General features: G+C 33.6%; 20 protein-coding genes and 2 pseudogenes. 19 read left to right on the forward strand and 3 right to left on the reverse strand.

The annotated features are described in order from the left end of the window. Positions 1-22: 22 nt before the first annotated feature. Entirely contained in the window at positions 23-730 is a 708-nt protein-coding gene (locus KH286_RS00605; protein WP_024051168.1) for an HU-CCDC81 and SPOR domain-containing protein, read from the forward strand. Between the two features lie 18 nt (positions 731-748). After that, positions 749-2,230, forward strand: a complete 1,482-nt coding sequence (locus KH286_RS00610) for a nucleotidyltransferase (protein WP_024051167.1) — start codon at positions 749-751, stop codon at positions 2,228-2,230. A 129-nt stretch (positions 2,231-2,359) separates the two neighbouring features. On the opposite strand, the pseudogene KH286_RS00615 reads toward KH286_RS00610, so the two are convergent. Beyond that, a pseudogene (locus KH286_RS00615) lies at positions 2,360-3,436 on the reverse strand (IS30 family transposase). 57 nt (positions 3,437-3,493) lie between these two features. Between KH286_RS00615 and KH286_RS00620 the strand changes: the two are divergent. From KH286_RS00620 to tnpA, 4 genes and pseudogenes are all read left to right on the forward strand, one after another. Continuing rightward, positions 3,494-3,718 carry a hypothetical protein gene (locus KH286_RS00620; RefSeq protein WP_278472342.1) on the forward strand — a complete coding sequence of 75 codons (225 nt, stop codon included), beginning with the start codon at positions 3,494-3,496 and terminating at the stop codon, positions 3,716-3,718. Positions 3,719-3,774: 56 nt separating this feature from the next. Then, positions 3,775-5,007, forward strand: a complete 1,233-nt coding sequence (locus KH286_RS00625; protein WP_058948455.1) for an acyl-CoA thioesterase/bile acid-CoA:amino acid N-acyltransferase family protein — start codon at positions 3,775-3,777, stop codon at positions 5,005-5,007. Between the two features lie 141 nt (positions 5,008-5,148). After that, the gene (locus KH286_RS00630) at positions 5,149-5,562 is read left to right on the forward strand and encodes a YjdF family protein (protein ID WP_024062706.1); all 414 of its coding nucleotides are present in this window, start codon (positions 5,149-5,151) and stop codon (positions 5,560-5,562) included. Between the two features lie 199 nt (positions 5,563-5,761). Next, positions 5,762-6,225 (forward strand): annotated as a pseudogene (gene tnpA, locus KH286_RS00635) (IS200/IS605 family transposase). Between the two features lie 198 nt (positions 6,226-6,423). On the opposite strand, the gene KH286_RS00640 reads toward tnpA, so the two are convergent. Then, positions 6,424-7,362 carry an IS30 family transposase gene (locus KH286_RS00640; protein ID WP_058948456.1) on the reverse strand — a complete coding sequence of 313 codons (939 nt, stop codon included), beginning with the start codon at positions 7,360-7,362 and terminating at the stop codon, positions 6,424-6,426. Between the two features lie 288 nt (positions 7,363-7,650). Between KH286_RS00640 and KH286_RS00645 the strand changes: the two genes are divergently transcribed. The 12 genes from KH286_RS00645 to KH286_RS00700 all read left to right on the forward strand — a co-directional run bounded on the left by KH286_RS00645 (position 7,651) and on the right by KH286_RS00700 (position 18,237). Further along, a complete protein-coding gene (locus KH286_RS00645; protein WP_044117164.1) occupies positions 7,651-8,067 on the forward strand; it encodes a hypothetical protein in 417 nt (138 codons plus the stop codon). A gap of 368 nt (positions 8,068-8,435) precedes the next feature. After that, positions 8,436-9,497, forward strand: coding sequence for an ankyrin repeat domain-containing protein (locus tag KH286_RS00650; RefSeq protein WP_058948457.1), 1,062 nt, complete (start codon positions 8,436-8,438; stop codon positions 9,495-9,497). 28 nt (positions 9,498-9,525) lie between these two features. Then, complete coding sequence (locus KH286_RS00655; protein ID WP_024062120.1) at positions 9,526-9,924, forward strand: hypothetical protein; 399 nt, start codon at positions 9,526-9,528, stop codon at positions 9,922-9,924. 105 nt (positions 9,925-10,029) lie between these two features. Then, positions 10,030-10,500: a hypothetical protein gene (locus KH286_RS00660; RefSeq protein WP_024062119.1), complete on the forward strand. Its 471-nt coding sequence runs from the start codon at positions 10,030-10,032 to the stop codon at positions 10,498-10,500. A 28-nt stretch (positions 10,501-10,528) separates the two neighbouring features. Next, positions 10,529-12,040: an SMI1/KNR4 family protein gene (locus tag KH286_RS00665; RefSeq protein WP_058948458.1), complete on the forward strand. Its 1,512-nt coding sequence runs from the start codon at positions 10,529-10,531 to the stop codon at positions 12,038-12,040. A 125-nt stretch (positions 12,041-12,165) separates the two neighbouring features. Next, positions 12,166-13,188, forward strand: coding sequence for a DMP19 family protein (locus KH286_RS00670; RefSeq protein ID WP_024062155.1), 1,023 nt, complete (start codon positions 12,166-12,168; stop codon positions 13,186-13,188). An 89-nt stretch (positions 13,189-13,277) separates the two neighbouring features. After that, on the forward strand, positions 13,278-13,763 hold the full coding sequence (locus tag KH286_RS00675) for a prolyl-tRNA synthetase associated domain-containing protein (protein WP_058948459.1): 486 nt from the start codon (positions 13,278-13,280) through the stop codon (positions 13,761-13,763). 129 nt (positions 13,764-13,892) lie between these two features. Beyond that, positions 13,893-15,233 (forward strand): B12-binding domain-containing radical SAM protein, encoded by a 1,341-nt coding sequence (locus tag KH286_RS00680; protein WP_058948460.1) that lies wholly within the window; start codon positions 13,893-13,895, stop codon positions 15,231-15,233. Positions 15,234-15,243: 10 nt separating this feature from the next. Further along, a complete protein-coding gene (locus KH286_RS00685; RefSeq protein WP_058948461.1) occupies positions 15,244-16,011 on the forward strand; it encodes a putative quinol monooxygenase in 768 nt (255 codons plus the stop codon). Positions 16,012-16,119: 108 nt separating this feature from the next. After that, positions 16,120-16,899, forward strand: coding sequence for a protein-ADP-ribose hydrolase (locus KH286_RS00690; RefSeq protein WP_058948462.1), 780 nt, complete (start codon positions 16,120-16,122; stop codon positions 16,897-16,899). Beyond that, the gene (locus KH286_RS00695; RefSeq protein WP_278617513.1) at positions 16,871-17,722 is read left to right on the forward strand and encodes an SIR2 family NAD-dependent protein deacylase; all 852 of its coding nucleotides are present in this window, start codon (positions 16,871-16,873) and stop codon (positions 17,720-17,722) included. Before KH286_RS00690 ends, KH286_RS00695 begins: the two co-directional genes overlap by 29 nt. Before the next feature lie 17 nt (positions 17,723-17,739). Further along, positions 17,740-18,237, forward strand: coding sequence for a methylated-DNA--[protein]-cysteine S-methyltransferase (locus tag KH286_RS00700; protein ID WP_155086262.1), 498 nt, complete (start codon positions 17,740-17,742; stop codon positions 18,235-18,237). A gap of 172 nt (positions 18,238-18,409) precedes the next feature. Here KH286_RS00700 and KH286_RS00705 read toward each other — a convergent pair whose 3' ends face one another. Next, positions 18,410-19,072: a fumarylacetoacetate hydrolase family protein gene (locus tag KH286_RS00705; protein ID WP_278617514.1), complete on the reverse strand. Its 663-nt coding sequence runs from the start codon at positions 19,070-19,072 to the stop codon at positions 18,410-18,412. 285 nt (positions 19,073-19,357) lie between these two features. Here KH286_RS00705 and KH286_RS00710 point away from each other — a divergent pair, with 285 nt between their 5' ends. Beyond that, the gene (locus KH286_RS00710; RefSeq protein ID WP_004697304.1) at positions 19,358-20,380 is read left to right on the forward strand and encodes a branched-chain amino acid aminotransferase; all 1,023 of its coding nucleotides are present in this window, start codon (positions 19,358-19,360) and stop codon (positions 20,378-20,380) included. Positions 20,381-20,419 lie beyond the last annotated feature (39 nt).

Below are 20,419 nucleotides of genomic sequence, written 5' to 3' on the forward strand. Positions count from 1 at the left end.
TAATGAAAGTGTGGGGATATAAGTGTTAGAAAATATAGGAACTAATTTGATTAGCAGTGGAATTTGGTTTTTGATTGGTATATTTGCAGCTAATTATAGAAGAATAGGGTTGTTTGTAAAATCGTTGATACATTGGAGCGAAGATATTAGGTTTAGTATTGCGTATTTATATAAAATAAAAATAGATGATAAATATCTTTTAATTAAGGGAAGTAAAATAGAACAACTGCAACCTGTTGGTGGAGTATATAAGGTTTGTAGTTCGTTTAGTACTATTGAAAGGAAATTGAATATTATTTTTGAAAATGAACGAGGTTTTTATGAAAAAGAAGATTTAAGATTTTGTATAAAAGGAAAAAATATTAGCAAAGTTCTAAATTGGTTTGATAGTAGAAAAAATAGGGAAGTGGCGGTATATAGAGAGTTTTATGAAGAAATTATAAAAAATAACATATTGCCTATAGAAGTCTTAAGTAGCATGAGAATAGAGTTTTTAAAGCAAATAAAACCTAAAATGGCTTATTCTAAGCATTTTAAAAAGAATGAGATATTATTATTTGATATTTACGAGATTCATTTACCAGATGAATATACTGATATGATACGTAAATATGTAAAAGAAGAGAATGATTTAATTAAGCTTGTAGATAGAGAAGACATTGAAAAGGAATGTGTTGATATAAGAGGAAAATCATTTAAAATAGGAGCTCATTCGCAATATATTATTTAATAAGAGAGGGGGAATAAAATGAAAAAATTTGAAATGTCGAAGGAGATAAAAGAGCTTATTAATGAAATTGATGTTTCTGAATCAAATTACGAAAAAGCATCAAACAGGTATAAGGCAATTGCAAACTATATAAAAGAATCTGACCTAGCAGAATATAGTCCGGATATTTACTTACAAGGTTCTATTAAATTAGGAACAGCAATTAAACCTCTTACTGAAGACGGGGCGTATGATATAGATATTGTTTGTAATATGACGAAAAAAAGAAGAAATCACCAGACTCAAAGAGAATTAAAAGACGAACTTGGAAAAGTAGTTAAAAATTACTCGTTAAAGCATAGTATGGAAAATTTTCCAAAAGAAAGCAATAGGTGTTGGACATTAAATTATGTAGATGAATCAAATTTTCATATAGATATTTTACCTGCTGTTCCTTGGAATGATACGGATGATGGAAATATTGCAATTTCAGATAAAAGAAGTGATAACTATGATGATATAACATTTGACTGGGAAGTTAGTAGTCCTAAAGTATATTCCGATTGGTTCAAAAAACAAAGCGATTTTCAAATTATAAAAGAATCCTATGCTAAACGATTTTATGCAAATATAGAAGAAATTCCAGATTATAAAATAAAAACTCCATTACAAAGAATTGTGCAATTATTAAAGAGACATGCAGAAGTTATGTTTGAAGATGATATGGAACAAAAACCGTCTTCCATTATAATTACTACTTTGGTTGCAAAAATTTATCCTGAAAGTATGATTATTAGTGATGATTTTAAAACATTATTATTGAATGTAGTCAAAAATCTTTTGAGTGGAGTTGAATATGAAAATGAAAATCCTTGTATTTATAATCCGGTTAATAGAAAAGAAAAATTATCTTTGAAATGGGATAAGGATGGAAAATACTTTGAAAATTTTTTGAAGTGGTATGATCAACTTAAAGTTGACTTTAGCATAGATAATAAAGCAATGTCTTTAAATGAGAGTTTGTTTTATATGCAGAGAAGTTTGCGTAAAAATACTAATGAAATTGGAATCTCGTTAAATTCTTTAAGTTATCATCAAAAACCTAAATGGAAATTATCAAGTATTGCTAAGACTAACGTAGAGATAAAAGCATATTACAGTTGGCGTGGTTTCAGATTTAAGCAAATAAAAAGTGGTGAAGCTTTGAATAAAAAAGGAAAACTTAGATTTGAAGTCAATGCACTTACACTTAATATAAAAGACTATGATATATACTGGCAAATAACCAATACTGGTTACGAAGCAATAAATGCGAATTGCTTAAGAGGAGACTTTTATAATTCTAAGCTTGAACAAGGAAAAAGAATAAGAACAGAAGAAACTTGCTATGTAGGTAGACATTATGTTGAGGCGTATTTGGTAAAAAATGGTATTTGTTATGGGAAAAGTAAACCTTTTGAAGTTAATATAATTGATGGTATTACTTTTGAGTGGTTTAATACCAAAAAACTCGGAGGGTAGTGTATGTCTGATACAATTATATATTGGTTATGGTAAAAACAATACCTGAAGATATTATTAAGGGACTAATAGCATCATTTGTAATTTTACTTATAATAAAACTTGTTAACAAAGTTAAATTTTTAAATTTTAAATTGCAATATGAAATTGAACAGTATCCAAATCTACAATTCTATTAACTTCTTCAAGAAAGACATCCAAGGGGGTTCTATAATTTAGAAGCTTGCGTGGCAAATTATTACACCATTGAAGTGTTCGTTGAATTGTTTCCTCTGAAACGGCTTTTATTGGCATTCCTTTCGGTATACATCTACGAAGTAAACCATTATGCCTTTCGTTTGATCCACGTTCCCAAGCAGAATAAGGTCTAGCAAAATAAATAGACAAGGTTTCATTTTCTAAATTAGATATCTCTGAAAACTCTAAACCGTTATCTGCAGTTATTGTTTTACATAAGCAAGCTAGATTAACATCTTTAAACGTATTTAACCATGCATGCAGTGTTTCTTTTACATCAGTAGCACGCGCTGAGGGACATCGTAAAGCCACATACAATCTGCTTTTACGCTCAAGTAAAGAGATTAAAATATGGTCTGTCTTATCTTTTGTTCCACGGACGGTATCTAATTCCCAATGTCCGAATTCCTCGCGCGTTTCAATAGTAGGATCGCGAAGTTCTATGGATTTACCAAGTTCTCGCTTATGTTTTCTAGAAATAGATTTTCGTTGGGAACGCCGTACTACCAATGGTAAATCAATTGCTTTTATACCTAATACACCTTTGTGAAGATAGTTATATAAAGTTTTAGTACAAACCATTTCATTACGCACAAACAACCCCTTATGTTTAGCATATCCAACAGCAGCATCAAATGACCAACGATCAGCTAGAGTCTTGCTTTCAATCTAATTTATAAAAGATTCTATAGCACCAATTCTCATGGTATTAAAGGAGCCAACACGTTGTCTTTCATATGTTGCTTGTCCAGAATCAGCTAAATATACAAGTTGAGATTTACCATGTCGAATTTGAATTACAGTACCACGTTTTAATTCTGTATAAATAGTTGTTCTAGAACGGCCCAGTGCACGTGAAATTGCAGCAATACTATCTCCTAGAACGATTCTCTTTTCTAAATAAAATCGTTCTTCGAAGTTTAAGTGTTTGTTTGTGTGTAATGTCGTGTTATGATTATTGTAGTCCATAGTGATTACCTCGGTTATATTTTGATTAGTCACCTAAATCATAACACAAGGTTCACTATGGATTTTTTATGTGTTCAATTTCATTCTACAATTAAGCAAAAAAATAAATATCTGATATTATCCAAAAAAGTGGTTGAAGTTTTTAATATCCATAAAGAGCAACAGGAGCATATTGAAAAAGCCATTTTTTCAGTTTTAAGAAACTATAGTGAGGAGGACCTTCAAATGGTTATAAAACTGACGGATGATGTTGAACAGGTATGGCGAGAATTACCGTGGTAAAAATCACGGTAATTTTAAAAACACATTGTTAATAGCATTAACAAAAAGAGGAAGATATGACTATACAAATTGAACTTATCTCAGAGTCTGAGTTAGCAGACGAATCTTTCAATATTGTCATCAATGGCTTAAAACCAAGAGAAACATATCGAGTCGAGATGTACCTAACTGATTATTATTGTATCAATGCTCCCATGCTTTTAGCTCATGATGTTTTATGGAGATCAACAGGGACTTTTGTATCAGATAAGAATGGCATTATTGATATTTCACAAACTCCATCTTGTTCTGGCTCTTATGAAGGCATTTCAACAATGGGACTATTTTTTAATGCTAAGCCCTTGACCAATAAGAAAAAGAAACTCCCAAGTTCTCTTTCTAAAATTCCTTTACTGGATCAATTTTTTGTGAAAATCAAAATTATGCAAGGAAATACTGTTATTGCAGAGAGAACCTTCTCAAGACGTTACATGAGTTCGCAAATTAGTCATCAAGATATTTACGGGGAACATTTTCAAGGGAGACTATTTTATGATAAAAAGTCACTAAAAGCACCGGCATTGATTATTGTGAGCGGTAGTGAAGGAAGAATTGAAAAGGCACAGAATATGGCTCAGCTTCTATCTTCCAGAGGTTATATTTGCTTAGCAGTTGCCTACTTTGGTTTAGAGGGGTTACCAAAACATTTGGAACGTATTCCTTTAGAGTGCCTTGTGGGAGCAAAGGATTATCTACGTCAGCATCCTCAAGTAGATAGTGAAAGCATTGGAATCTATGGACGGTCTAAGGGAGCAGAATTCGTTTTAGCTGAGGAGAGCCTTTTTAATGACGTTCAATGCTTGGTACTAAATTCCCCCTCTGATGTGGTGTATGAAGGAATAAAAGGAAAATGGAACTCTCATACTTCCTCTTGGACGCATTTGCAAAAAGAACTTTCCTATCAAAAGTTTCGACTTAGAGATTATCTGTTCAGTAAACTTTTTAGAAAAACCTTCCCTAAAGATTGCTCTGCTAGAATAGATGTTGGTCAAATTCATTCACCAATCTTATTGCTCGGAAGTACTGTTGATGAAATATGGGATGCTTCGTCAGCAATTGATGATATTGTCTCCCATTATAAAGGACACTACATTATATTTAAAAAATATCATGAAACAGGTCACATGTTGACGGTGGCCTATCAACCAAATCATCGTTATCGAAAAGATTGGCGTTTACTGATGAAAGAGAGCAAGGATTCTTGGTTGGCTACGATTCATTTTTTTGATAGGCATTTGAAGAAGCAATAAAAATAGATTATAAATATGCTATAATAGTCCTAACTAAGATAAAAACACAGTTCTGGTTGGTAGTCCAGACGTAGGCAAGCCTATCAGTAACCTTCCTCCTTGGTTGTCCATTCTTAGGGATAGATTTAAGGAGGTGCTGTCGTGGAAACAATTTCAATTAGATTGACAGTTTATTTTGAAGATGGATTTTGGCATGGATTGTTTGAACAAGCGTATCAGGAAACTTATCAAGTTTGTCGTGTGACATTTGGTCAGGAACCGAAAGATGATGAAATTCTTGAGATTTTACAAACTCAGTTTGCTCGCTTATCTTTTAGTTCAGAGTCAACAGTCAAACAGTATGTGAAGATTAAGAATCCGAAACGCCTACAACGTGTTGTAAAGAAGCAGGTAAAGCAGAAAGTTTCTTCTAAGTCGAAAGAACTATTGCAGTTGCAGTATGAGGAAAGGAAAAAGATTTCAAAACATCAATCTAGTGTCCAAAAGCAATTCCTCAAACAAGAGAAATTTGAACGCAAGCAGCAAAAACGTAGAGAGAAGCACAAAGGTCACTAGTGACTTTCTCTTTCATAAAATAGAACAGCTCTTTTCGTATAAAAAGAGCTGTTTTTACTTGTACGCCGAATAGGCATAACTAAATCCCCAGTTAAACTGAGGTCAGTAAAAATTCTTAGAGAAAAGGAAAGAACCTCCTAGTGCTAGAATGGAGTTGGTCTGGCAACCACAACATTTCAACATAGGAGGTTCACTGTCAATGAATGACGTAAAAAGCTTATCACATAGTAAATGGAGATGTAAATATCATATTGTTTTTGCTCCAAAATATAGAAGATAAATAATTTATGGTCGGATAAAAGCTGATGTAGGTAAAATTCTAAGAGATTTATGTAAGAGAAAAAATGTAGAAATTATCGAGGCAGAATGCTGTCCAGATCATATCCATATGCTAGTAACGATTCCACCACATTTAAGTATATCGAGTTTTATGGGATATTTAAAAAGCAAAAGTAGCCTCATGATATTCGATAGACACGCAAATTTAAAATATAAGTATGGAAATAGACATTTCTGGTGTAGAGGATATTATGTGGATACGGTGGGACGATATGAAGGAGCGATAAAAAGTATGTTCGCAATCAACTACAAGAGGATATAGCACAAGATACATTAAACTTTAAAGAATATACCGACCCGTTTACGGGTGAGCCAGTAAAATAGGCAAAATAAAAGCCCCCGAGTAGGGGGTAGCCAGTGGTAATAGAGTGGTTGTCAGATCATTCAATGCCCTCTTTAGAGGGCCACCATTAGAGAAAGACCCTTATAGGGTCAGAGCAAACCACCCGTTCTACGGGTGGTTATGATTGTGTTGGAAATTCCTTTTGTATATGATGAATTGCAATAAGTAATGCGACAAAATTAAATCAATTTTTTAATCTCATGTTTAAACATGTCAAATGGTGTTTTAAACCTAAGGCATTTTCTAGGTCGATTATTAATCAGCACTAGTGCTTCTGTTAGTTTATCTAGTGTTACTTTAGCTAAATCGGTTTTCTTAGGAAAAAGCTCTCGAAGTAAACCATTACTATTTTCATTAGAGCCACGTTGCCATGCTGCATAGGCATCAGCAAAATACATTGGTATCCCAAACTCGTTTTCAACCTGTTCAAAGCACGCAAATTCTTTACCACGGTCCACTGTAAAGGTTTTAAGTAATTTACTTGTTAATGTGTTGTATAGGGAACTAATAGCTAAAAACATAGAATCCTTAGTTCGGTCATCCATTTTTATTGCTACATAAAATCGAGTTTTACGTTCAACAAATGTAGCTAAACAACCTTTACTTTGACCTCTAGAAGACACCATTGTATCTAGTTCCCAATGACCAAAAGTCTTACGGTTTTCAACTTCTTGAGGTCGGTCCTTAATGGTCTTTTTCACATTGAACCGTCCACGCTTTTCTTGTGTACCAGGCTTTTTGCCTTTCCGGCGAAGTACTGTTTCTGTTACAGCAAGAAAACCACGATGGATCCAAGAATAAATTGTTTTAAAGCTTAGAACTCCAACTAATTCAGCACCAACTATTTCTTCTGGAGACCAAGTTTGTTGTAACCTGGATTCAATTAAAGCCGCTAATTGAGGTGTTAACTTTGTTGGTCTGCCTTTATTAGCAGACTCACTAATTGCTAATTGTTGTGCTTTAATCGCAGAATATTCACCTTCAACGCGATTTAATTCTCTTGCTACAGTAGAATGGTGAACCCCGATTAAGCTAGCAATCCTACGAACAGAGTATCCTTCTCTTCGTAAAACTTCTATTTGACTTCGTTTTTCTATGGTAAGATGTATATAGCTCATATTAGAGACCTCCGTGTCATGTAGTTGTGGTTATTTACATTTTACACGAGATCTCCAATATGAGTCTTTTTATTTGTCGCAATATATTTTACAATTCATCAAATAAATAAAAATACACTATTTTAAGTATAGCATTGGAATATGTATCTGAATATTATCATGTTATGAATGCTACTTATATTAATATGAATTTTACTAATGGGTATGGAGTGATATGTAAGTAGGTTAAAGAGTTTAATTCATCTTTTATTGATTATGTGTTTTTCTAATATATTTGAGGTGATTACTATGGCAGTGTCTAATATGAGAGCTACATTACTATATCCAATAGAAGTAGTGTGGGATACAGTGACGAATCTAAAGGATTTTTCCTGGAGAAGTGATTTAAAAGATGTAAGAATTATAGATGAGAATAACTTTATAGAGATTACCAAGAATGGAGTTGAAACTTATTTTAGAATTACAGAATGTATTAAATACCAGTCATGGATATTTGAGATAGAAAATAAAAATATTAAGGGGGCTTGGGTCGGAAAGTTCTATGTGGAGGATGATAAAACGATTCTAGATTTTACAGAAACTGTTGTCTCTAAAAAACTAATATTTAAGCCATTTATAAGTTTGTATTTGAAACGACAACAAAAAATATATTTTAGAGATTTAAAAGCAAAACTGAATTGTGAAGAGTTTGAAGCTGTTAGATAATATTTATAAGATTAGTTTTATCAAAATAGAAGGTGGTGCGTTTTGTGGCTGAGATTAGATTTGAAAATCTTCGAAAGCTATTAAAGAGCATGATAGAAAAGTGATAAAGAGACTATCTGTCTATTTTCTAAGCGTCATGGTAAATAGACTATCTGTGGAATGCAATTTTTAAATGTGCATGGATTAAAATTTATTAATGTTCTTGTTATTTCGTTATGAAAAAGATAAATTGAGATTTTAGAATTGTATTTGGTATATGATAGCCTTTCGCTTATACGAGGGGCTTTTACTATACACTCATACTTATAAATATAATATAATGTAATTAGTGATAATCATTTAAAAAATATAGTTCATGGGAGAGATATATGATACAGTTAAAAGATTTAGGTACGTTTGAATCTGTGCCTAAAATAGTGACGGATATTATTGAGGGTAATCTACCTGCACTTGTGTCGGCGTTAGCGGCTGGTTGGGATATTCATGAAGTCATAGAAATTGATGAATATAGTGAGCATACACCTTTAGAATTAGCTCTTGTCATGTGTTGCTTGCCAAGTATTCAATGGTTAGTAGAACATGGTGCTAATCTTAATGATGAAGAAAATCCAAGTTTCTTATTAGCGGTACAGTATGGTAATAAAGAGAGTATAGACTATGTTGTGGCTCATGGTGCTAATATTCACGCTTTGAACCGTGTGAAAGTAGATGCTTTTCAAGCTGCTTTATATGGCAAGAAATATGAGAACCTACAAATTATTCATGACTTAGGTCATACGGTACAGAAGTATGGCGGTAAAGCTTTCAGAAATATCATTACAGATAGAAATTATGAGGTTCTAGATTTCTTTATTCATAATGGTGTAGATATTAATTACAATAAGCCTGATTCTGTATATCCCTTTAAGCCAACCCCATTGTGCGTTGCGGCTCGTTATGTGGATTTACAGATGTGCAAATACTTGGTAGAACATAATGCTGACGTTACCATCACAGAAAAGGATGGTATGCGTCCCTATAGCATTGCCGTTGAAAAAGGCGATATGGAAATGGCAGAGTATTTTAAATCCTTAGAGCCTACGGAGTTCCATGATATACAGAATAAAATAGATCAGTTAAAGCCATTTAAATTACCAAAAGCATTAGTGAATTTTTTAGAAGGTGAACATCTTTACTTTGAATTACCAGACTCCGATTTTATATCTATAGAGTTCTTCCCACTTATTGATACAATTCCATTTAAATTAGGTCGCCGTAATCTATTGCGTTTATCTAAAGAACTAGGCGAGTATAACGATTGGCAAATTGTATGGGACACTAAAACTAAGAAGATAAGTTGCTATGATATAGAACATCAAGAGTTACGAGAACTTTGTAAATTTGATGAATTTATGGCGGATATGTCAGGTCAATTAGAAACCTTATTTTAGTCTATATTGTAAAGGAGAGGCGATACATATGACGACAGATTCATTTGAGAAAACATATACAAATTGGTCAATTGATATAGGTACCTATAAATATGAAGGTATTACACTGAATGAAGTTGAGCAAAATCTATATGCTATTCAGGATCAAGAGCAAGATTTTGTGATTGTATCCCCATCAAATAAAATCTCAATAGATAATAAACAGTATAACTTTGTACAAGTTTGCTGTGATGAAGATACTGATTTATTACATATAGAACTTAGTGTAACTAATGATGGCGAGCAGGGCGCTATCATATATGGTAAAAATGAATTGGGCCATCAAGAGGTATTACAGATAATAGAAGATTTTATTGCACATCATAAGGTTCCAGCATTAGATAGCTGGGAAATCGTGTTAGATTTAAGACATAATACGGAAAGCTAGTAAAGGATATTGAAAATGACTAATCCAAGATTTGTATTATTTTGCCGTAGATGGCTGATATATTCTTAATGTTTTCCCCATTATGACGTATATGTGGAGCATATCATGTTATACAGACCGAATAACCTCTTATATAAGTATATTCGCTATCGATTTAGACGGATTCAGATTCAATACAATATGGTATATGATGTAACACCAGAGGAAGAAGATGCGATTTGCCGTGAGCTATTAAAAAAGAGAGCGAAGATATTGATTCCAGTTGGTATATTATATTGTCTGATCTTTGCTGTAAGTTTTGTTTGGCTATTAGGAACTAGTGAAGAATTAAACTCCTTAATGCAATGGGAGATAAAAGTCTTTGACTATGTCACACCAATTTTAAATACCATTGATTTTAAATGGTATGCATATTCCCTTGACTTATTGAGAGTAGCACTTATTTTAGCCCCTATAGCGATTATAAATGTATCTCCTTATATCATTTTTTCCTATATGGTTGATACCATTTTGATACGACGCAGGGTAAAAGCTTTAATTAAAGAATATTACAGTGATGAGAAACCATTTGGTTAAAATAATCTATTAACTAGGAGCGAGTATTATGAGTAATCTAAAAGACTTTGATTGGACCGGATTTTGGAACGATGTTGATTATGCATTTGAATCCTATATAGGTAAACCTGTTACCGATAAGGATATTAAAGATGCTGAAACTGAGCTAGGCTATACATTACCTGCAGCATATATTGAATTACTTAACAATCATAATGGCGGTGTATTGAATAAGAACTGCTTTATTAATAATGATGGTGAGTGTGTATATGTGACAGGCATATATGGCATTGATAGAGATAAAAAGAAATCTATTTTTGGAGAATTTGGCAACGAATTTTGGATGTCTAAATGGGAATATCCTCCTATTGGTGTCGTGGTGGCGGATACGATTTCTGGCGGTCACGATATGATTTTTCTCGATTATCGTGAGTGTGGTCCTACAGATGAGCCTAAGGTAGTCCGAGTAGACCAAGAAGGGGATTACTCTATCACTCTTTTAGCAGATAGTTTTGGGGATTTTATTAAGCAATTATATATAAGCATAGAAGACATTACGGATGAAGAGTTTCAAGCGTTAAGTGATGAGGATAAGGTAAAACTTATTAATGAACAAGAGGACCTAGATATTGATCGTGCTATGGAACTTTTAACTAATATAGGCATCGATAATTTATCTCCTATATTGTTAAGTACCTTAGGACGTATCTACAACAATAATGACCGTGCAGCAGAGGCTGTTGAGTTATTTGAACGTATTGATGAGTCTTACCGTGATTGGTCTTGGTATTATCGTAAGGGTTATGCGCATGCCTCTTTAGCACATGGTGAAAGTTATCATTCTGAACATGTGCAGCAAGCTTTACAGTTAATTGAAACTGCTATGAAAAAGACAAAAGAAGCACACTTAGAAAAACAATTGAGCTGGTGCTGTGAAGTGGTAGAATATATTTTATCTTTTATAAAGCCAAGTGAGTATGAAAAGGATTATCCTATGATTTTTGAAACGATTAAAACGTTCGTTAATAAGAGCCAAAATGCTGAAATTAATAAACTTGACGCAGAGCAACTTGAAATATCAGAGGATAACTATCCTTCTTACAGTGCAGTGCATTGGGTATTCAATAAAAAATCATATACTAAAGAGAATTTTTCTAAAGAGTTTAATCAAATATTAGAGGAGTATGCTGAGTATGGCGCTAAGGAAAGTGCATTAGCGCTATTAGAAGAGCCTGAAATTTTAGTGACTTATGAAGCATGGATAGAAAGTGAAAATCAGCTTCATAATAATGAACGTTTAAACGGTGAAGAGTTACTAGAAGAAGAAAAAGAAGATAACATGTGGCAAGTAGAAATCATGGCCCATATTACTGCTGATAATGGTAAATATTTTACGGGAGAAGAACTTACCTTTAAGTTACAAAATTTAATGGCCAATAAAGAATTAGGCGATCATATATTCTATGAAGGCATAGAATACGAGGGACATGAGTGCGAGGGACATGGCCTCATCGATAATGAAGATGGTATCCCTGTCTTTTATGTATGTTGTGGCAGCTAAGTAAATAACCCATCTTATAAATCAATCACCATTAAGTAAAGTTTATTGTTTTGTGTGTTGGTTAATATTACTACTTTAGAATGATTTCATATACATATTAATTGGGATGAAGGGATGCGTATTGTATGTCGTTAAGTGTTGAACGTTTTTTATCTTTTTCTGAAGAGGCGCAATTACAAACTATTAAAGATCTTAATGATATAGGACAAGAGGAGCTGATTATTGAGACATTAACTGGTGTGGGCATCGAGAATCTACCTGTACCTTTATTAGGTGAGCTTGGTAGAGCGTATAACAATAATGATAAACCGGAAGAAGCTATCAAGGTATTAAACTCTATAGATGAAGAGTATAGAGATGCTGTGTGGTATTATCGCTGTGCTTACTCCTATGGCGCTATTGTTTCTAATAATCATGAGGTTTATACATCCAATAATATGCAACATATGCTAGCACTTGTAGATAATGGTATACGCCTAGCTGTTAGTGAGAATCGAAATAATATAACAGGATATTTTTTTGAGATTATTGATATGTGTTATATGCAGATAGATTTTGAAAGGTGTGAGTCTGATTACCCAGAATTGTGTTCTGCTTATAGTAAATACGTAGCCGAAAAACAGAAGAATAGGAGAGGTGTATCTCAGCATCGGACTATAACTGTTGAAGAAATTAAAGAAACTGATGATATGTGGACTATTAATGAACCTGCATATTGGACCATAAATATTTATGGCTCTTATGATGATTATATAGAAACATCTAAAGAGTTTACATTAGAGCAACGATATCTTAATGCAATATGTTGGTATTTTGCTGAGGTCAATAATGGTGGTCATCACCAGTTTTTCTATAACTCTACAGGTATCGTATGGGAAGATACTTTAGTGGGGTTGCGTCTATTCAATATGAAAGAGTTGGCAGATAATTTCCAATCAGTACTAGATTTCTTTGGTGGTACTGTACCATTTGATAGAGCGGAACGATGGTACTTATTACAACAATCTGAGAATAATCCAGAATTCTTTGATTTTCTCGATGAAAAAGATGATGCAGTATATACATATGATGGTATCTTTGAAGATGTATTTGTACATGAGAACCCTCATTTATTTGTATTTGATGGAACCTATACGATTCCAAACTAATTTTGGAGATATATTTAGCTAGATATAATAGATACTTTCATTATGCTAGTTACTTTCACAAAGAATAACCGATGTATTAGAGGTATTACATGTTAGATAAACAAGGCGTATATGATTGTTTGCGTGACCATCATATCGATTTTGAAATTACAGATCACGCACCATTATTTAGTATGGACGATAAGCCAAATGTGCAGTTGCCATATCCTGATTGGGATGCGAAGAATTTATTTATACGAGATCATAAACGAGAGCATTACTATTTAATTACTGTTCGTGGATCAAAGCGTGTAGATTTAAAACAATTTCGTAAGGACCACAAACTTAAAAAAATTTCCTTTGGTTCTGAAGAAGAACTATGGGATATATTGAAGATTAAACCAGGTCACGTATCTCCATTTTGCTTGCTCCATGATGAGGACCGTAAGGTCCATTATTATATTGATGCGGACTACGAAAATAATGTAATCGGCATACATCCGAACCAAAATGATGCGACTGTGTGGCTTCAAGGCAAAGAACTAGTTAAACTTATTGAAGAGCATGGTACAACTATTGAATATATAACAATATAAGCTTAACATCCTATTTGTTGGAACTAATATTACTCAATATAGTTTTAATAGATAGGATGTTTTTATATGCAAAAGGACTCATAATCTTTTATAATAATGTAAAAGCATTTGTTATATAAGAGGTTTTATATGAAAGTTAAATTGATTCAACCACGTATGTTGAAGCGTCCTATGGATACAGATTTAAAAATACGTATGTCCCCACATTTAGGGTTATTAACTGTGGCTAATATTATTCGGCATGAGTGTGAGGTCACAATTGAAAATGAAAATATTAGAGAACTAGATTTTAATGATGTACCTGATTTAGTAGGTATTGCGGTGACTGTTGATGTATTGCCTAGAGCAATTGAAATTGCAGCTATATATAGAAAGAAAGGGGCTAAGGTGATTGCTGGTGGTATACATATTACGACAGCATTCGATACCGTACCTAAGGAGGCATTTGATAGTCTTTGTATAGGTTTCGCAGAAAATACATGGCCTCAAATTATAGAAGATGCTAAACATGGTCGGTTGCAATCTCAATATGTTTCTGCGCCTTTAGAATCTGGAGATGATATTGCATCACCTGCATATGACTTGATAGATAAGACCGATTACTTATGGTATAACGTTGTTTCTACTAGTAGAAGTTGTCCTCATAAGTGCGATTTTTGCTATAATAGCTCTGGAACACACCAATATATTAATCGCAATATAGAGGATGTGTTGGGAGATATCAAACGATTAGGTACAAAACATATTATGTTTATTGATGATAATTTTATTGGTAATATTTCTTGGACTAAACAGTTTTTAGAACGTATTAAACCTTTGAAGTTAAACTGGAATGCAGCGGTTACTATGAAAATAGGGCAACACCCTGAATTGATGGATTTAATGAAAGAAACTGGTTGTCAGAGTTTATTTATTGGTTTTGAAAGTATCAGCCCTCAATCTTTATCTAGCGTTCATAAAATGCAGAATAATCGTGAAGAGTTTGAACGACTTATTAACGAATTACATAAGCGTGGTATTATGGTTAATGCTAGCTTTGTATTTGGCTTAGATGGAGATACACCAGAGACTTTTAAAAATACGTTAGATTGGATTATTAGCCAGAAAATTGATACAATTACATCACATATTGTCACACCATACCCAGGTACTGAATTCTACAAGAGAATGGAAGCTCAAAATAGAATTTTTGATTATGATTTATCAAAATATAATACGTCTCACGTAGTTGTATCACCGTTAGGTATGTCTAAAGAAGAATTAGAAAAAGGCTATCTTTGGATCTATAAAGAGTTATATTCCATAAAAAATATATTTCGTCGCTTGCCTAAAACTATCAGTACAATACCAGCATATCTAACTTTTAATTTCTTTTACCGTAGATTTGGACAATTTACATCAAGAGTATGTGAGTTGTTAACTTATAAGCGTATTGGTTTGTTTGCCGAGAAGTTATCAAGATATATGTAAAGGAGTATATATGAATAAAAATTTATTAAAACGTATTGTACTAACATCTGCTATTGCCGTATTAGGTGTAAGTACATCTTTTGCAGCTCTTGTTATGGAACGGGATCAATCTGTAGATACAGCACCTAGCGTAGGTATGTATCGTTTCGAAGTACCTGTAGAGTTACAAGGCACTTATAATAGTGCAGGTGTAGCTAATCTGACAGCATCTATGGAAAAAGAACCTAATACATTGTCCATGAATGTGGCGCATGTAAAAGGTAATCCTTCGGAGTCTTATGTAGTTGAAATCTATAAAGATTTAGCTGCTATTGAAACACATCGCAAATCTGACCATTATCAAACATTTGTTAATGAAGTCGGTTCTAAATTAACAAATCGTAAGATGTACGATGTGCAGTCTGTACTTTTATTTGAAAAGAAAGAAGCATTATCCATTGTAAATGATGGTAAGGCAGTAGTGACCTTAACTGAGTTTACTGTTGATAGCAATGAAATCGATACGGTACAACGACAATATCAACTAGATATGGAACGTGCCGTTCGAGATGATGCGGGTTATAAAGCTGGTTATGTGCTTCGTGAAAGAAACGCAAAAAATCGCTGGTACGTCATTCAGATCTATAGCGATCAGGAAGCCCTTACTAAACACTTGAACAGTCCAGGCTATCGCTTTATGATGAGCCAAATCCAAGGCAGTCTACAAGGGGTTACTACTAAAGTATTAGATGGGGATATCCTCGTTAACCATGGTGGACAAGCTTTTGTAAGACCTTAGTTTTTGATACAATACTAATCAGTAAAGTTACTGCTAGCATATTAAGTGCTAGCAGTTTTTTGCTATATAATAGGTTATAATCTAGTTAATTCTATTCAGGAGTTATATATGACACAGCAAGAACGATTACGTTATATTTTAGAGGGATTAGTAGCAGAATATAAAGAGAAACATAACGAACATATAGATATTCCAGTAAATGAAGAAGAACAATTTACTCTATTTAGAGCACTATGTAATATTCGTCCTGCAGGAGCCATGCCCGCTGAGTGGATGAAGGTAGAGGATGAATATTTAAATACATTGGCTCATGAAAAAGGCATCGTTACGATTAATGATATGGAAGAACGAGAACCACAAATTTATTTGTGGCAAGGTGATATAACGCGTCTAGCGGTAAAGGCTATAGTCAATGCAGCTAATGAGCAGTTTCTCGGTTGTTTTCTACCGAATCACAAATGTATTGATAATGCCATTCATACTTTTGCTGGTATTGAGTTACGTATGGCCTGTGCTAGGATGACTGAGTATATGGATATGCCTGAAAAGACAGGTGTAGCTCGTATGACCTATGGTTTTAATTTACCTGCCAGTCATGTTATCCATACGGTAGGGCCTATTGTTTATGATACTGTTACAGACTTAGAAAAAGAACAATTGTCATCGTGCTATAGATCTTGCTTGGAGCTAGCTAATGCTTATAGTTTGAAGTCCATTGCATTTTGCTGCATTTCTACAGGTGAGTTTAGATTTCCTAATGAATTGGCGGCCCAAATTGCTATCGATACGGTACGTAGGTATTTAAAAGAAACAAATAGTAAAATCCAAGTGGTATTTAACGTATTTAAGGATATAGATTATGACATCTACAACAAATTATTGGGATAATATAGAACGTGTAAAAGAATTTTTGAATACTGCTGATGCGGTACTCGTTGGTATCGGGGCAGGTATGTCTACTGCAGCGGGTCTGACCTATAGTGGTGAGCGTTTTCATAAATACTTTGATGACTTTCACAAAAAGTATGGTATTACAGATATGTATTCTGGTGGATTCTATTCATTTGAAAGCATGGAAGAATATTGGGCATGGTGGAGCCGTCATATCTACTATAATCGCTATGATATTTCAGCAGGTGAACCTTATATTCGGTTGATGGAGTTGTTACAAAATAAGAATTACTTTGTGATTACCACTAATGTAGATCATCAAATGCAATTTGCTGGAGTGGATAAAAATAGATTTTATTACATGCAAGGTGATTATGGCTTGTGGCAATGCTCTAAGCCATGTCATCAAAAGACTTATGATAATGAAGAACAAGTGCGTCGTATGGTGAAAGAACAAAAGGATATGAAAATTCCCACAGAATTAATTCCTCACTGTCCTAGATGTGGCGAACTAATGACGATGAATTTACGGGTCGACGGTGCCTTTGTGCAAGACGAAGGTTGGTATGCGGCTCAAAAACAATATGCAAGTTTTATAGAGAATTATAAAGATAAGAAAACTGTATTGTTAGAACTTGGTGTTGGCTATAATACGCCGATGATTATCAAATATCCATTTATGCGGATGGCACATGACAATATAGACACACTATATGTACCAGTTAATATTGAAAAACAATCGATTCCATTTGATATTCAGCAAAATACAGTATCATTTAATAATGACATACAAAAGGTATTGAATGATTTGTTATCTTAAGAAGGAGTTAATGTACTATGAATTATAAATACACCTATGAAAGCCCATTAGGAACTATGGTTATGCTTGGTACATTATCATACTTAACAGATTTGTTTTTTGTTGATGAAAGTCACGCACCTACGTATGATGATGCAGATTATATAGAACAAAAAACAGGTCCTTTTGAGGTGACTATTATGTGGCTAGATCAATATTTCTCTGGTAAAAAGCCTTTTGTTACACCACCAATTGAGCTAGAGGGTACAGAGTTCCGTAAATCTGTTTGGTCTATATTACAGACAATTCCCTATGGGGAGACTACGACTTATGGAGATATTGGTAAAAAGATTGCTACAAAACAAGGTAAAGAAAAGATGTCTGCTCAAGCCGTAGGGGGTGCCGTAGGGCACAATCCGATTTCTATCATCGTTCCTTGTCACCGTGTTATTGGCAGTAATGGACAGTTAACAGGCTATGCAGGGGGCATTGAACGCAAGAAATATATGCTAGACCTAGAGTCGGAGCATAAATAAAGTAATAGTAAATATAAAACATAGATAATAATAAAAGAGATTACTTCTATGTATAGTTAGACATATATAGAAGTAATCTTTTTTTGCGTTTAGATATATTTAGTTGTAATGTAAATAGATATCGTAATAATTAGAATACGAGCAAATACAATACTTTAACAATGTACTTATTTTAAATAAATTTGTTCTCTAAGGTACCAATACTGCTTATGGAAACTGTAACAATATCTCCTGGTTTTAACCAAGAATACTTACTTTCATTCTTACCTAATACTACACCACTAGGCGTACCTGTAAAGATAATGTCACCTTCTTGGAGTGTCATATATGTTGATAAGAAGGCAATAATGTTATAAGGCTTAAAAATCATTTGTTCTAGCTTTGCTTGTTGACGTATTTCACCATTTACTGTTGTCGTAATAGTAGCACTTTCAAAGTCAAAATCATCAGGAGATACAATATTAGGACCAATAGGAGCAAAGTGATCAAACGATTTGCCAAGGATCCATTGAGAACCTCTAAACTGTAATGTACGGGCAGATACGTCGTTACCAATGGTATAGCCTAAGATATGTTCCATTGCCTTTTCAGGAGATATGTTTTTACCAGATTTACCGATGATGATAACTAATTCTCCTTCATAATCGTAATGGAAAGTTTCGTCTTCAATAGTAATTGTATCATGATTACCTGCAAGAGCATTTGATGTTTTCATAAAGATTTCTGGAAAATCATGTGTAGCTAGACTAGTTTCAGCAATATGATCAGCATAGTTAAGGCCGATACAAATGATACTTTTAGGATTAGGAATTAAAAAATTTTTATCTTCGTTCATAATAGGGACCTCTAGTAAAATAAGATAATGTATATCTGAAATTATTATAATATAAATAGGGCGGTAGCTATACTGTAAAAAACAATTTTTATATTCAACGATAGTATAGCTAGGGGCCTATTTGATAATATACATATCTATTAATATGTTACCTATATATAGATGATATATCTTAATAGATACTATATCTGTATATATAATTTATCATCTCTATAGAATCTATTGAAAATACAAGATGATAGTGATAAGATTAAGTGTATATCAATATAAATGGAGGTTATTGTTATGAGCAAGAATATCGATTGGGATAATCTCGGTTTTGGTTATGTAGAAACCGACTACCGTTATTTGACTACATATAAAGATGGTAAATGGGACGAAGGTGGTCTAATTACTGATGCTAACGTTGTCCTTAATGAATGTGCTGGTGTATTCCAATACGCTCAAACTGTTTTTGAAGGTTTGAAAGCATACTATACAAAAGATGGTCACATCGTATGCTTCCGTCCAGATTTGAATGCAGAACGTTTGAATCAATCCTGTGAACGCCTTGTAATGCCTACATTACCTGAAGGTCGTTTCCTCGAAGCTGTAAAAGAAGTTGTAAAAGCAAATAAAGACTTTGTTCCTCCATATGGTCATGGTGCAAGCCTTTATATTCGTCCTTACATGATGGGTACAAACTCCGTTATCGGTGTAAAACCTGCTGATGAATATCAATTCCGTGTGTTTACAACACCAGTAGGCCCTTACTTTAAAGGTGGTGCTAAACCAATCAAAATTCGTATTACTGATTTTGATCGTGCAGCTCCTCATGGTACTGGCCATATTAAAGCTGGTTTGAATTATGCTATGAGTTTGTATGCTATCACTGATGCTCATAATGAAGGCTATGCAGAAAATATGTATCTTGATGCGGCTACTCGTACACATGTAGAAGAAACTGGTGGTGCTAACTTCATCTTTATTACTAAAGATGGTAAATTAGTTACACCTAAATCTGATAGTATCTTGCCATCCATTACACGTCGTTCTTTGATGTATGTAGCAGAACACTACCTTGGTATGACTGTAGAACATCGTCCTGTTCATAAAGATGAATTAAAAGACTTTGCTGAAATTGGTCTTTGTGGTACAGCGGCTGTTATTTCTCCAGTAGGTCAAATCGATACTCCAGAAGGCACTATTAATGTTCCTGCTGGCATGGATGATATGGGTCCTATCACTAAAAAATTATATGACACATTACTTGGCATTCAACATGGTGAAATCGAAGCTCCTGAAGGCTGGGTAGTTAAAATTTGCTAATTATTTAACTATGCAAATATGATTTAATTATGCAAACAT

It is taken from the genome of Veillonella parvula, assembly GCF_018378075.1.
GTDB classification, from domain to species: Bacteria; Bacillota; Negativicutes; order Veillonellales; family Veillonellaceae; genus Veillonella; species Veillonella parvula_K.

Excerpts from the sequence above, each read along its gene's own strand:
- KH286_RS00650 (WP_058948457.1), top strand. The coding sequence starts at position 8,436 with ATGATACAGTTAAAAGATTTAGGTACGTTTGAATCTGTGCCTAAAATA.
- KH286_RS00700 (WP_155086262.1), top strand. The coding sequence starts at position 17,740 with ATGAATTATAAATACACCTATGAAAGCCCATTAGGAACTATGGTTATG.
- KH286_RS00665 (WP_058948458.1), top strand. The coding sequence starts at position 10,529 with ATGAGTAATCTAAAAGACTTTGATTGGACCGGATTTTGGAACGATGTT.
- KH286_RS00675 (WP_058948459.1), top strand. The coding sequence starts at position 13,278 with ATGTTAGATAAACAAGGCGTATATGATTGTTTGCGTGACCATCATATC.
- KH286_RS00690 (WP_058948462.1), top strand. The coding sequence starts at position 16,120 with ATGACACAGCAAGAACGATTACGTTATATTTTAGAGGGATTAGTAGCA.
- KH286_RS00610 (WP_024051167.1), top strand. The coding sequence starts at position 749 with ATGAAAAAATTTGAAATGTCGAAGGAGATAAAAGAGCTTATTAATGAA.
- KH286_RS00640 (WP_058948456.1), bottom strand. The coding sequence starts at position 7,362 with ATGAGCTATATACATCTTACCATAGAAAAACGAAGTCAAATAGAAGTT.
- KH286_RS00670 (WP_024062155.1), top strand. The coding sequence starts at position 12,166 with ATGTCGTTAAGTGTTGAACGTTTTTTATCTTTTTCTGAAGAGGCGCAA.
- KH286_RS00695 (WP_278617513.1), top strand. The coding sequence starts at position 16,871 with ATGACATCTACAACAAATTATTGGGATAATATAGAACGTGTAAAAGAA.
- KH286_RS00705 (WP_278617514.1), bottom strand. The coding sequence starts at position 19,072 with ATGAACGAAGATAAAAATTTTTTAATTCCTAATCCTAAAAGTATCATT.
- KH286_RS00680 (WP_058948460.1), top strand. The coding sequence starts at position 13,893 with ATGAAAGTTAAATTGATTCAACCACGTATGTTGAAGCGTCCTATGGAT.
- KH286_RS00655 (WP_024062120.1), top strand. The coding sequence starts at position 9,526 with ATGACGACAGATTCATTTGAGAAAACATATACAAATTGGTCAATTGAT.
- KH286_RS00685 (WP_058948461.1), top strand. The coding sequence starts at position 15,244 with ATGAATAAAAATTTATTAAAACGTATTGTACTAACATCTGCTATTGCC.
- KH286_RS00660 (WP_024062119.1), top strand. The coding sequence starts at position 10,030 with ATGTTATACAGACCGAATAACCTCTTATATAAGTATATTCGCTATCGA.
- KH286_RS00625 (WP_058948455.1), top strand. The coding sequence starts at position 3,775 with ATGACTATACAAATTGAACTTATCTCAGAGTCTGAGTTAGCAGACGAA.
- KH286_RS00645 (WP_044117164.1), top strand. The coding sequence starts at position 7,651 with ATGGCAGTGTCTAATATGAGAGCTACATTACTATATCCAATAGAAGTA.
- KH286_RS00710 (WP_004697304.1), top strand. The coding sequence starts at position 19,358 with ATGAGCAAGAATATCGATTGGGATAATCTCGGTTTTGGTTATGTAGAA.
- KH286_RS00620 (WP_278472342.1), top strand. The coding sequence starts at position 3,494 with ATGGATTTTTTATGTGTTCAATTTCATTCTACAATTAAGCAAAAAAAT.